The organism is Bacteroides faecis MAJ27 (assembly GCF_900106755.1).
GTDB classification, from domain to species: Bacteria; Bacteroidota; Bacteroidia; order Bacteroidales; family Bacteroidaceae; genus Bacteroides; species Bacteroides faecis.
Genome location: NZ_FNNN01000012.1, coordinates 14582 through 28188 on the forward strand (window position 1 = coordinate 14582; position 13607 = coordinate 28188).

The following is a 13607-nucleotide window of genomic DNA, read 5'->3' on the forward strand; positions in this document are numbered from 1 at the left end:
CGCTTGTGATAAGTAGCCGGGGATTAATATTAGTTATTTCCGGAAAGAATTTTGTCTACTTTATCGAAAGAATCGTATTCCTCGAAATTTAAAGAAAATCCTGTAGGAATCATTCTTTTACTAAAAAAACGAACGATATTTGGATAATTGGATTCCCATATTTCTTTTCTATCTTCTTTTAAAGCTACATTATATTTTTGAGAAATGTTATTGTATAATTCACTTATAGATATAAAGAAAGCCTGTTTGTAACATTTAAAAGCGTTTTCTTTTTCTCCGTCTAGACATAATAGTTGAGCTTCATCTATCAATTCATCCTCTTTAGATGGGGAGTGTTTTAAGCTGATTTTTTTCACATCATTAGTCATTTCCCATAACTTGAAGAACAAAATAATTTGTAATACACCAAATACGATGATTGCAATAGATGCGAATAGTGTGATATTTTCCATAATTCAGTGTGTTTTATGTTATACAATGCGCAAACGTACAAAAAGAAGAAACAAAACACAAGTCTTGCAGATGTTTTCTAATTTTGCGGAGGAAAAAATAAAAAGAGCGTCACCCGAACCACCAGATAAACGCCCTTCCCTAATTCATAGCAGTACAAATATACTATTTACTTTTAAATAATCGTACTATGTTTTCAGAAATCAACGAAAAAATAACGGCAAATACAGGGATGAAAGGCAAGAAACAGATAGACATAATCAAGACGAACAAGCCCTTTTCGATCCGTGTCCTTTATATTAGGTACGGAGTTTATGATATTGTATTCACTTACCAAGAAACAACCGTTTTTCAACCGATTTCAGACGAACAGTATAGGGAGTATAGGAAATTGTGTTATTTGCGCCCTATCAGGGCTAAGAACTATCTTCTTGGCCTTGTAAACTTTGAAGGTACACTATATAACAGGGGAGACTTTCAATTTATAGGTAAAGATAATCCACCAACAAAAGAAATAATAGTACTTTGGCAGGAGATAGAAAAGAGCTTATTTAGTCGAGATAATCAACATATATAGAACGGTGTTGATTGATAATATGGTTTGAGCACATATTTTAAATACCCTAATTTCGGGGATTGCATGTTGAATAATCAAATAATTTTCGGCAAATATGAAGGCAAAACGGTCATGCTATCGGTGATATTGGAAGGCTCAAACAAAGGTACTAAAATCGCACTTTTAAAGGTAATTGTGAGTTACGTTTTAAATACGGTTTGACCCCGTATTTAAAACTAATCCCAAAAGTTTTTGCGAGAGTAGCCGGATTTTCGGACCACTTCCTTAAGTGACACAGAAAAGAGAGCAACACATCAAGCATTGCTCCCTTACCTCATCACATCATCAAAAAAAATTGGTTATTCAGGCTCATAACCTTCGTAATAGTAAGATTGTGTAATGCCTTTAAATATCACCTCTCTATCATCTACTTGGTTGGTTAGTCCCTGATGTAGCAAAGTTCGCAGTTCTAGGTCATTAATTGGACTTCTTTCCATTGCTTGTAAATAGAGAACCTTATCCACATTCTGCCAATCAATCACCATGCCAAGACGTTTCTTTAGAATCATATCAAGCCAAATACGCATAGTACGACCGTTTCCTTCCATGAATGGATGAGCAATGTTCATCTCGACGTATTTGGCTATGATCTCATCGAATGTTGTTTCCGGCATCTTTTCTATGACCGGTAACATTACGTCCAGATACATGCAATTGGCGAAGCGGAAGTTTCCTTTTGATATATTGAGGGTGCGGACCTTTCCAGCAAAGTCATACAATCCCTCAAACAGATAGCGGTGTATGTCGCACAATCCTTTTACGGTTCCTACCTCGATACGGTCTATATCGCCAGTTTCAAACAAAGCATGAGCTTTTACAAGGCTCAACTTATCTATTTCATTTGTATTCATATTCAATCTACCTTGATATTATAAAACAATTTCTCCGCTTTCTATTCTATCCAGTAACCGGGACAAATCCGGCACACTATTGATATTGTAATTGGTATCTCTTATGCGGATCACTCCAATAATACCATCGGAAGATGAAGGTGCAAACAGTTCTGTAATATCAACTCCTAAAGCATTGGCAATCTTTTCCAGTGTTTCGAGAGAAGGTGTAGATTTACCATTAACAATATTACTCATATTTGGCTGGGTTATCCCTATCATTCCTGCAAGTGATACAACGGTCACTTTTTTTTCCTTTAATACATCTTTAATTCTTAGTTCCATATTATATCGTTTTAGATTATAGTACAAACATACTACATTATATCGAACAAAAATATAAACAAAGGTTAAATATACTCTTATACATGATATTTTCATGCTATTTATTTTGGTATTATATTTTAATACGATATATTTGCACCGTATTAATAACGCTAAACGATATAAAGATATGGCACGTTACGATTTAAGCAAGATAATGAAGAGAGCTTGGGCACTATTTGCGAACGCCCGTGCAAAGTACCCGACATTTGCCGATGCACTCCGTAAGTCTTGGAGCATGGCAAAATTTGAGGTTAGAGTAGCGGAAGCACGCCAAGCAATCGAAGCGGAAGAAAAAGCCCGTGAAGCGAAGGAACGTGAAGAGAACGAGCAAGGCGCTATTAGTTCGGTTCTCCTTCAGGCACAAATCGAAGCCGGCCGGATCAGAAGAGAAGCGGAAGCTAAAGCGGAACGCATGAAAGGCGAAATAGCAGCACGCAAAGAGGGTATCTCTTACAATGAGTATCAAAACCGTATTAGTCGTGCAATGGGCTACGGGTGTGGTTCCTATTGTGGTGACTGATTTATTCATATACTTGATTTGTTTTCATGGAAGTACTGGTTCGTGAGAATAGGTGCTTCTCTTTCACTGAATTATTAACCGGATGGGATCGTAAAACGCTACCCCATCATAAAATATACACTATGACAGAAACAAAGGTTTACAAACTCCATGACAGTATTCATGTTGAGGCTTTTACAACGTCTTTAGGGATAGAAGGAATAAAGCATAATGTATTCGAATACGAAGAGTACACAGCAATAGAAGTGACCGGCACGCCATTAGAGATAATAAGAGCCTCCACGATATACCAACAGGCTATAGCCTTTAAACTATAACGAGATGGAGATATTAATAGTATTTGGATGCTTATACACAGGCTATAGGATATTCAGGAATAAGGACGAACACTTCTTTGATATTTAATCAATCATGAACGCTACACTGATTATTTGTATCATCCTTCTTGCTTTTTGCATCTGGGATGAAATGTTTAACGATAACAACAAGAATCAATCAATATAATATAACTTTAATAACAATGGAAACATTTAATTTACAAGAGTTTATCACGGAGAGAAATATAGAATTACAAGAGTTCATCAAAGAACAAATGAGAGTGCACCAGCTTGGTAATTTATCAATAGACCAAAGAGAATTAATGATAGACACTCCCGCAATAAGTACAACACAAATGATTGATGCTTACTATTCCACGATTCAGCGTGTAACAGCCCGGCTGATTGAGTTAGAGGGCAAGAACGAGGCATGGAATAAACATAGAGACATTATCATGAAGAAAGTAGCAAAGAAAGAAAAGAAAGCCCGAAAGCAGGAAAGATATAGCCGGAAACTCATACAGGAATACAATAGAAAATATAACGCTAATATACACTGATATTATGTACGCATCATTAGAAGACGAAATAAGAGCGGCAATAGCCGTCATGAAAAGACAGAATGAAGAAGCACGTAAAATCAATGCGGAAATGAGGAAGCGTAACTCGAATATGATAGGTGATATACTTGACTCAGTGGAAAATATGGCTAGATACAGCCGTACGATGTCACAATCTCGAATGAGGCTAATAAGATGCACAGGGAAATCCAAACGCTCGAGTTTCGACCTAAGAACACTTAATCAACATTTGATGAATTCCCAATAGATAAGTCAGGGGATTTCGGTCCGACACTGGAGTTGACGCCAATCAACAGGCGCCCCGGCAATAATACGGTTGTCGGGGTTGCATTTCTTGCAAATTATTGAAGAATATTCAAAGATTAGCATTATAGTTGCCTTTAGCAAGTCGGCTTAAATGCCGCCATTTCCGGCAAAATACCCTAAGATTACCCTAATGTGAATTGTTAAATAGCGGTAAGGTTTTGGTAAGGGTAAAATGTATTTTTTTTGATAATACACATGATCTATAACTCCCAATAACGGTTATTTGGAACTGATACACTACAAAGATTACGCACGTATAATAATAGATGTATAGGTATGATAAATATTTGAGTTGTGCAAATGTTGTGCAAGTAACATAAAGCAAAAACCGCAAAAGTTTCATAATCAACTACTTGCGGTTTTGCTTTGTGATTCCGAAGCGATTCGAACGCTTGACCCACGCCTTAGAAGGGCGTTGCTCTATCCAGCTGAGCTACGGAACCATCCTTATTTGCGGATGCAAAGGTAGTGCTTTTTACGAAAACTCAAAAGCTTTTCGAAACTTTTTTATTCATATTTTTCTTTATCACTATAAATCAGCAATTTATAAAAGCACCTCTATAGGAGCGGATGATAAGGTATTAGCAAAAAAAAATATGCTATTAGCATAATCTTTTTTGCTAATAGCATATATCTTACTTATCTTTGCACCACGTAAAATGTAAAATCAGAAATTATGTTGAGTCGCATTATTGTATTGGTCATTGCCGGAGTTGCTGTAGTCTATATCGTTCGTTTTATAGATAACTTTTTATCTCAGCACAGAAGAAAATATTGAATAAGATAATTCAAATCGGGAGAAGTCTGTCTAAAACTTCTCCTTACGTTCAAAGTCACCCTCTTCGGTATAATATTTCCATGTACCTTTAGGCTGATTATTCGAATATTTTCCGCGAAGCTTCAACTTACCATTTTCATGATATTCGCGGTAACGTCCATGACGTTTCCCTTCCTTCACTTCCGCTTCACTCTTCAACGCTCCTTCCGGATAAAATTCCCGTAACACGTTTCCTTCAAACTTTTCGACATAGAAACGTTTCAATTCACTCAACTGTTCTTTCTCCGTCACAGCATCTTCATTCATTTCCTCGTCTTCTTCATCGCTGGCTACGACTGTCACTTCTTCCGGCTTGTAAGGACGATAATCCATCACGTACTGTAAAGAAGCCAATTGGTTATCTCCAACCACTTGCATAGTCCAGTAAGGGAACGAATACAAAACATCCTTATTCGATTGTATTTCATTCCATGTAGCAGGATTCATCATAGACTTTAACTGAGAATAGAATTTATGCATATCCGTATATAAAAAGATAGTAGAGCTCGACTTCATATATGAGTAAGCATCTTTAAATCCCGGAGTATCCTCCAGCAAATTCTTTTGCTCATAGTCTTCTACAAAAGAAAGCAAGGAGGCAGCTTTATTACTGAAAACGACATAATCATCCACATAAGTATAGTACGGCTTCTCAAACTTATCAAAGAGCTTTCCAAAAAACAACCGGAAGAAACCTTTCATTTCAACATAGTTGATCTCGAAATCTTTATAAGTGACAGATTTAATCTTAACCGGAGTCCGGCGCTTGATCTTCTTTTCAATGAACTCCATATTTTTGCGGGCATCCTTAATGCTCTTAGCCCTGATAGCTAAAATCAGTTCAGGGTCATGCCCTAACAAGCCCGGTTCGGATTGGGTAATGGCAAACTCTCCGGACATCCAGCTCAAGAAGTTCTCCTCCAATGATATGCCAAACAGACTTTCAATCTTTTTACGGGAACTCTGATAAGAATCATAGAGCTGTTTATCATGAACAGAAAGAGCATTTTCCAGTTCCTTCACAAAGGTAAGCGGATTATCGAAACCTATGTTCGTATAAAGAGCAGTCCGTCCCGACAGGATTTCATGCGCTTTCATTTTATGTTTTCCGGAATTCAACAAAGCAGTGATATAAGGATCAACAGAATCTTTCTTAAATGTATAACCTTTCACTTCCATACGATCCTTATCCATATTAAGATAAAGACCGGCAAAGTTCATAGAGTTGCTGAACAGATCGACATATTCGTTTCTGGTTCCCAGATAAATAGACATAAACTGAGGAATACGGGCATAGTTGATAAAAACCCTGACAAGTCCTTTGCCGGAAACCTTCTTCTCGGCCTCAATAAAAGAATGATCCAAGCCAATTTTAGGTTTGTTGCGCGAATCGATAGCAGATTCCACCAATCCGGAAGTATAAGAACCCACCAGATGATTATCTACAAAAGCCGTATAAAAGACATCGCGCGTATCCGGATCACGCATTTCGAGAATGTTAACTCCATTATGCATCCGGTTAGTTACCGTAAAGCCACTCATTACCAGGACTGTTTCCACCTGATCCTTCAATAAATCCATTTTGGAAGCCTTTTGCATATCCAGAACCAGCAGAAAATCCCAGTCCGTAGCACGAATCTTATGAAGTGAAATAAGCATGTCCCGTTCGCCAACAAGCGACAACAACACCTTATTGCTTCTGACAACCGAATCCAGTTTTTCTACACTTTTCGTTACTTCTTCAAAAGACTTCGCTTTCTTCAGACACTGCCATGTCTCACTTCCGCTAAATTTTCCCCAATCTTCAATCGGAGCTGATGATTGAATGATAAATGCAGCATCCTCCGGTACCAGATAGATTTGCTGGATATTCCGGTCGGGCGAAACAAATAAATAGACTATAGAATAAACCATGTATACAGCCAAGACTAATCCTGCCACCAATATGGTTCTTTTTACAATTTTCCCCCTATTTTTTCTTTTCCCATTCTTCCCAGGTTCAGCATATTGCTCTTGTTCCCCGTTATTCATTCCATCCATTATTTATTTGTTATTGAGTTGATTGGACAAAACTACTAAAAAAAGATGAAAGATGAAATTCGTCAGTTACAATTTAAACAGCTTCCTCCATTTACATAAGCAATAAAGCAAAACCGCCCCTAAAAATAATAGTGCTCCTTTCGTCTTCCAATGACCGGATTTGGAAGAAACGACATTTTCAAAATTCCGGTTGTTAAAACTGGAATTTTGAATCATGAATTATAAGCCCATCGGTATCTTCAACAGATACCAGACAATAAACAGCAATGTCCACGCTCCCAGAATGCATAACGAATATCTCCAAGTATATTTCAGCAATGATCCATAAGTGATCTGTTTGTCATATTGCCGCATATACGTCAACACCAGAGGCATATAAAATAAGAATGGAGTAATGGCATTCGTCGAACTGTCTCCGATACGGAAAGCACACTGCGTAACGTCCGGCGAAATCCCCATCTGCGCAAACATCGGAATGAAGATAAAAGACATAAATGCCCACTTGGAAGTAGCGGATACCATAATCAGGTTGATAAACGCCGTAAACAGGATAAATAAAATAAGTGCGGACAAAGGAGCCGGTTCAAAAGAAGAAAGCAGGTCAGCTCCCATAATCGCAAGGCATTTGTCCAGATGAGAATACTCGAAACAGGCAAACATCTGGGCAGCAAAGAAAGCAATAACAAAATATACGCCCAGCAGTTTTATCGGCTGGGTAAGTCCTTCGATCACGTCATTGTCACTACGATAACGACCGGAACTGAATCCGTAAGCCATCCCTGTAAAACCTGCGCCCAAAGACAACAGAAACAGGATACCGGCAATGAAGGGTGAGTGCATCAAACCTCCGTTCACACCACGCAGAATACCATAAGAAGAGAAAGTAAGCCACAAAATAAGAGCTACGTATATCCCTGCTACTGTGACAGCCACCATCACTGCACGGCGTTCTTTACGTGACAAAGGGCGATAGGCTTCCACCTTTACACTGCCTTCATATTTTCCTAAAGTTGGGAGAAGCCATTTCTGAGTCACCCAATAAACAATTCCCGTAATAACTACCGTCGAAGCACTCATAAAAAAGTAGTTGCACAATGGCTCCGTGTTTCCCTGATATCCCATCAGTGTAAGCGCGGCTTCCTGAGTAGTATGTGCCAGCAACGGGTCCATCGTACTCAATACGATATTGGCGCTGTATCCGCATGCTACGGAAACATAAGCCGTCACAATCCCCGCTATCGGATGAAGACCTACCCATTGAAACAGCATAGCGGCAATGGGAAGCAGAATAATATATCCACCGTCACCAATGACATTCGACAACAATCCGAGAACGATCACCCACAAGATGACCTTTCTTTTTTCCTTACGATTGCCCACTCCCAGACGGATGCACGCATCAATAAACCCGGAATGCTGCGCCACGCCCAGTCCGAACATGGCAATTATCACCATGCCCAACGGAGCAAAGCCGGTAAAGTTCTTGATAGCATTCCGCAACCACCAGCGGATTCCCTCAGGACTCAGCAGGCTTTGTACCCGAATATCCTCTCCTGATTGCGGCAGTGTTACTTTCAGTCCGTAGATATCACATATCCACGAAAGAAAGACCACCGCCATTGTCAGCAGCAGGAACATCGTAGCGGGATGCGGCATTCGCCATTTACTCTTCATCAGCTTCCAGATTATCCAGATCGATAATACGCAACTCCAATGCACGGACAGCCAGACGAGTCGCATTCACCCCTACCCGTTCTCCATTCGGGAAAAGGCGACCGATCAGGTCATTCTGTCGTTTTTCCAATGATTTCACACCGAATGGCATTCCTTTCAGACTGGCAATCATATCTTTGGTATAGCCTAAGGCCAGATGGCGAAGAAAACGCTCGTCATATTCATCAATATCATAGTTGATTACCGCTTCCTGACGTTTGGCGTCATTTGCCACCGACTTTTTGAAACGGTCTACAATCTTCTCCAGAATCGGATAATTGAATACCAGTTTCTTGCCATCCATTACAGCCTGTACATCTGTCTTGGTCAGTAATTCCCCTGTTTTCAGAATAATGCCGTCGGCTCCTGCATTCAGCACATCCACCCACAATTTCTCATTCAGTATTTCCCCTGTAAAGATCAATACACGAACCCCCTTGTAACGTTTGAAAATGTTCCGGCAGATATCAACGCCAATCGTTGTAGAACCTCCCAGTCCTAAATCCAGCAAAACCAGATCGGGAAGCTGTGCTTCCATCAGCGGCCAGAACTCACTTTCTGTCATAGCCGTGCCGATCACTTCTGCGTTGGGTATTTCATGACGAAAAATCTCTTCTGTGCCTTTCAATTCCAGTTTTACGTCCTCTACAATAATAACTTTAAACTTCTGTTCTTCCATTTTTATTTATCTAATAACTTTTATGTGTTTTCTCTTATCTACGCGGGATGGTGAAGTAAACCGTAAATCCTCCTCCTTCTGCCGGTTCGGCATTGATACGGCATCCTCTGCGCCCCGCAAATTCGTCATGGTCACGGATTATCTGTTTGCATATCAGATATTCCGTTCCCCGCAACTCCCCTTTCTCACCGGAAGTCATACGAGCCAGATTCGGATAGAACAACTGATTCAGTTCCGTCACACTCTTCTCGCGTCTTGTATCCGTAAACAAAAAACGGACATACTCATTATCCTTACGGGCCTGCAGACGTATCACTCCTTCTTCATGAACCGCTAATGCTTCATCAATCAGGTTCTCAAACAGGAAACGCAGCTGATTCACATCACCGATTACCTTGGCTTCCATCGGTTCCATGATCAGTTCTATTTTTTCCATCCGGTTTTTCATCACCTTTCTGAAATATTTTCCGGCAGCATCAAACAGTTCCTGTACCGGAATCGTAGTCCGTCGGAAAGTTACTTCCTCCAGCTGTCGGGCAGCACACGAACTCAATATCGTGAATATCCCTTTATAGTATTCTATCAGTTCCGTAATTGTCTCTACAGCTTCCCGTTCTTCTTTTTCCAAAAGGTTCTGTGTATTCAGCCGGCCAATAATCTGTTTTATCTTGTTCGGATAATAAATCGTCTCATGTTTTATAGTCGAAAGGCAATTGTCGAGCACCATATTCTGTACATGGAGCATGCTGTCTTCCCACGAAGCGCGGCGTGTTTCCTCGTGTGCCGATTCGATATCCCGATATTTAGTAGCCAGCTTCACCACTGCATTGAACACCACAATCGACACATAACGCGCCACCAGTTCAAAAAGAAGATGGTCCGTTTCCTGCTGTGTCCCTTCCCTGCGTTCCAGATAGAGTACGCCCACACACTGATGCTCACCACCGGCTTCCACCATCAGCGGAATCGCCTGGAGATTCTGTGCGGAGAGATATTCCCCCCTATCAAAACATTGCTGTACCATCTCCGGCATTTCCTGTCCGGGACAGGAAGCATATTCCAGCCGATGCGTAGTTTCGTTATAAACTGCAATTCCCATCAGGCTGATTGTCAGCAACTCATTTACTGATCCAAAAGCCTCATTCACAATGCGCTGAGGAATCTCTTTAAGTGTATTCTCCTCCCGTTGAAGGGCTTCCTCATTCTCCTGAGTCTGGGGTCTGACCAGAGAAGCTGCAAATACCTTCTGATTAATTTCAAGCACCTGTTCCAGATTCAAACGATTCTGGAGCATCTTCCTCATATACAAGAGATAATAGCCTATCAGGGAAACGACCAGCAAGACGAAACAAAGAATAATTCCCACCGTTTTATTGGTGTTCGACCGCTCCAGCTGCCTGCAATATCCCTCCAAAGTCTGGTCTTCACCCTGCACTTTATATAAATCCGTAAAGGCCGAGTTATTATAACTATATGCATCAATCTGCTTCAAAGCCAGAAAAGCTACTGCCGCTTCATTCCTGATATCGAGAATCACATGATAATCCGAGTCAAAAAGCTCATTCCACCAGAAAAGTTCGGCAGGTATCCCTTTACCGACCAGTTTCATGTACCGGTGCGGTTGTGTGGTACGCGCATATTTCTTATAATGCTCATTCAGCATCATCATTGCCGAATCGATATATTGCAAAGCGATCTCATAATTCTCATCCACATTCGCAAAATAAGCTGCATTGGCATAATCCGATGCCGCATCGAGCAAATCCTCATAAGTGGAATCAGTAGTAATAGCGATGGAATCACTATCCTGCAATATCGACGGAAGAGGGTCGTGCAAACAAGAAGTCATTCCCACCGGGAGCAACAGGCAAAGCAACACGCCAATCACCTTACGTATCCCTGAAGGCAAGCGGAAATAGAAACGGCTTCCCTTTCCCGGCTCACTTTCTATATCGAACACACATACCCGGAACAATTCATTCGTCTTCTTATATTTCTCAATGATTCCTTTACAATTCATCAAGCCGAAACCGCTTCCCTTGTTCTCTTTCAGTTCTTCCGGATCTGTCGCATCTTTCATGCCGATAGCACGCGAATCATATACCTTTTCACCAATGATATGCGCTATATCTTCCGCAGAAATCCCCCTGCCGTTGTCTTCCACAGATATTTCCACATACGCATCGGCAGCATGTGCATATACTTTCACCGTCCCTCCTTCGGGAGTATATTTACGGGCGTTTTCAGCCAGTGTGTTAATCATAAACAAGGTCAGCGCACGGTCAGCCTTCACCATAAGCGTAGTCGGTTCAATCTCCAGCTTCTGCTTTTTCATCTCGAAGGCACGCCGTCCCTTTCCCAACAAATCAAATAATTCATTCAGGCTGAATGTCTCGATATTCAGACTAAGCGTTCCTTGCTTCATCTTGATCCAGAGCGCCAGGATATCATTATATTCGTTAATGGTGGTCACCAGTTCATCAATGTACTGGTACTTCTCTTTCTTTATCTTGTCATCATCAATATATCCTTTTTCCGTCAGCTTATGCACTTCGTTCAGTATTCGGTCAATATAAGGATTGATCCCGTTCACAATTGCCATACAGGCTTTTTTTATCAGATTCTGACGTTTGTTTCCTGCAATATGCTGCTCGTAAATATAGCGTTGTTTCTCCAGCTGAATCCGCTCGTCGCTCAATGCAGCCACCATTTGTTCATTCTCGGCAGCCCACACGATATAAGGTTCCAATACGTGTACCAATGCTTTCTCGTCCCGGTTCAGCCGGTGGGAAGAAGGTACCAATGTCGCTTTTCCTTCTTCCGGTATTTCCAGTGTCAGTCGTCCTTTCCCGAACAACTGGTCGATGCCCTGCTGAATCAAAGGTACATTCATCGGTATGGAAGAAGTAATATCCCGGCAAAGAGATAAAATCCGTTGCAGGCGCTCCACATCCACCCGGTTCCTGATTTTGGAACGTTTGTTGAAAAACCACCAGAGGATAATCACCAGCACCAGTCCGACGATAACCAGAGAAAGAACCACAGTCATCTGTCGCGAACCCGCTTCCAAAGACTGATAACGGCTTTCCAGTTCCTTGTCCTGACGGGTATAATTCAGAATATCCAGATAGATATTCCGGTTATAATCAGAAGCATGCTTCATCCCCAGCCCGGCATATGAAACGCTTAACTGCTCCCTTATCCGTGAAATCCATTCGGGAACGGTTTTCACTTTCTCCTGAGCAATCCACGGAACTCCGGTATAAGTGGTATCTCCTTCGGCAAACGTATATAATTTATCCAGTGTGTCCACTTCATTATGATAATAGAGCATGTGATGGTGGTTTACGCAGTCCAATGCTCTTGATAAAGTATCCAGTGCTTCCTGATAGCATCCGTGCGCATTCAGGTATTTGCCGATGGACACATAAGCTCCGGCAATCTGGTACAAGTCGTTATATTCCCGAAACTTCTCCAGTGCCAGTTGAGCCAGACGCAAAGGAAACAGCGAATCCACCGGAAAATCGAACTGATCCAAAGCATGCACCCGTCTTGTCTTGAAAAACTCGAAGTTGGCCGGGGATGCCATCAGATTGGCAAGTCCCTGCATTCCATTTCCTTCGAAATACGGATGCTTACTCTTTACGGCAGTCCGCCAAGTCAGATAGAGTTCGTCAAATTCACGGAGCTTCCGTTCTTCCGGAGTATTCGTTTCAACTAAAGAAGCCGATCCTTTGAGATAATGATAATAGAGAAGTTGATTGGTATCCCCCAATGCCTCGTCTTCCTGAATATTATCGATAGAAGTTATCGCTTCCTGCCGCTGCTGAAGATAATAATAGTAAATGGAGGAAACGAGGAAAAATTCGGTAAATGCATAATCCAGCCGGAGTGCTTCGTGGCGGTCGGCAAACAAATCGCTCTCCTCGCGGATACGTTTCATCCGGCGAAGGGCACTGTTACGGTAATCATAAAACTCCTTGTTGAGTGCTGTACGCTGGCAGATCTTCATCAGTCCGATATCGGCAATCAGCAGTTCCAGTTCATTTTTAGTCAGTTTGTACACCTCTTTATGATACGCCTCGGCACGGTCGAAATCCATATTCATGAAGGCACAGAAACCCAGATTGTTGGACGCCTCGGCTTTTCCCGACTTGTAAAGGTTTACCTGCCGATATGCTTTGTAGGCATATTTATAGGAAGAATCCAGATTACGGTAACGATAAGCATACGCTTTTCCATTCAGCGAGTCGATAAGCCTCACTTCTTTTGTGGGTACCATATCGGTGCACGAAAAAAGAGAGGAAAGCAACAATATTCCTATTATATATAATGGAGAATGGAAAATGGA

At 41.2% G+C, this 13607-nt stretch carries 11 protein-coding genes and 1 tRNA gene; 4 read left to right on the forward strand and 8 right to left on the reverse strand.

The genetic code is table 11. The annotated features are described in order from the left end of the window. Positions 1 to 29: 29 nt before the first annotated feature. Positions 30 to 452 carry a hypothetical protein gene (locus BLW31_RS11660; RefSeq protein WP_010538144.1) on the reverse strand — a complete coding sequence of 141 codons (423 nt, stop codon included), beginning with the start codon at positions 450 to 452 and terminating at the stop codon, positions 30 to 32. 188 nt (positions 453 to 640) lie between these two features. On the opposite strand from BLW31_RS11660, the gene BLW31_RS11665 reads away from it, so the two are divergent. Continuing rightward, complete coding sequence (locus tag BLW31_RS11665) at positions 641 to 1027, forward strand: hypothetical protein (protein ID WP_010538145.1); 387 nt, start codon at positions 641 to 643, stop codon at positions 1025 to 1027. 338 nt (positions 1028 to 1365) lie between these two features. On the opposite strand, the gene fic is transcribed toward BLW31_RS11665, so the two are convergent. Together fic and BLW31_RS11675 are read right to left on the reverse strand one after the other, a co-directional pair. Then, a complete protein-coding gene (gene fic, locus BLW31_RS11670) occupies positions 1366 to 1917 on the reverse strand; it encodes a protein adenylyltransferase Fic (RefSeq protein ID WP_010538146.1) in 552 nt (183 codons plus the stop codon). Positions 1918 to 1935: 18 nt separating this feature from the next. Beyond that, positions 1936 to 2241 (reverse strand): helix-turn-helix domain-containing protein, encoded by a 306-nt coding sequence (locus BLW31_RS11675; protein ID WP_010538147.1) that lies wholly within the window; start codon positions 2239 to 2241, stop codon positions 1936 to 1938. A gap of 169 nt (positions 2242 to 2410) precedes the next feature. Here BLW31_RS11675 and BLW31_RS11680 point away from each other — a divergent pair, with 169 nt between their 5' ends. The 3 genes from BLW31_RS11680 (at position 2411) to BLW31_RS11690 (ending at position 3680) form a co-directional block, all read left to right on the forward strand. Next, positions 2411 to 2803, forward strand: coding sequence for a hypothetical protein (locus BLW31_RS11680; RefSeq protein ID WP_032837061.1), 393 nt, complete (start codon positions 2411 to 2413; stop codon positions 2801 to 2803). A 122-nt stretch (positions 2804 to 2925) separates the two neighbouring features. Further along, positions 2926 to 3120, forward strand: a complete 195-nt coding sequence (locus BLW31_RS11685; protein WP_010538149.1) for a hypothetical protein — start codon at positions 2926 to 2928, stop codon at positions 3118 to 3120. Between the two features lie 203 nt (positions 3121 to 3323). Next, entirely contained in the window at positions 3324 to 3680 is a 357-nt protein-coding gene (locus BLW31_RS11690; RefSeq protein WP_010538150.1) for a hypothetical protein, read from the forward strand. 696 nt (positions 3681 to 4376) lie between these two features. Here the strand turns inward: BLW31_RS11690 and BLW31_RS11700 are convergent. From BLW31_RS11700 to BLW31_RS11720, 5 genes are all read right to left on the reverse strand, one after another. Next, positions 4377 to 4450, reverse strand: a tRNA-Arg gene (locus BLW31_RS11700). A 365-nt stretch (positions 4451 to 4815) separates the two neighbouring features. Then, positions 4816 to 6864: a toxin-antitoxin system YwqK family antitoxin gene (locus tag BLW31_RS11705; protein ID WP_010538152.1), complete on the reverse strand. Its 2049-nt coding sequence runs from the start codon at positions 6862 to 6864 to the stop codon at positions 4816 to 4818. Between the two features lie 219 nt (positions 6865 to 7083). Beyond that, positions 7084 to 8538 carry an AbgT family transporter gene (locus BLW31_RS11710; protein ID WP_029425566.1) on the reverse strand — a complete coding sequence of 485 codons (1455 nt, stop codon included), beginning with the start codon at positions 8536 to 8538 and terminating at the stop codon, positions 7084 to 7086. Continuing rightward, on the reverse strand, positions 8528 to 9256 hold the full coding sequence (locus tag BLW31_RS11715) for a DUF5932 domain-containing protein (protein WP_010538154.1): 729 nt from the start codon (positions 9254 to 9256) through the stop codon (positions 8528 to 8530). Before BLW31_RS11715 ends, BLW31_RS11710 begins: the two co-directional genes overlap by 11 nt. A gap of 34 nt (positions 9257 to 9290) precedes the next feature. After that, positions 9291 to 13538: a DUF5113 domain-containing protein gene (locus BLW31_RS11720; protein WP_029425567.1), complete on the reverse strand. Its 4248-nt coding sequence runs from the start codon at positions 13536 to 13538 to the stop codon at positions 9291 to 9293. Positions 13539 to 13607: the final 69 nt, after the last annotated feature.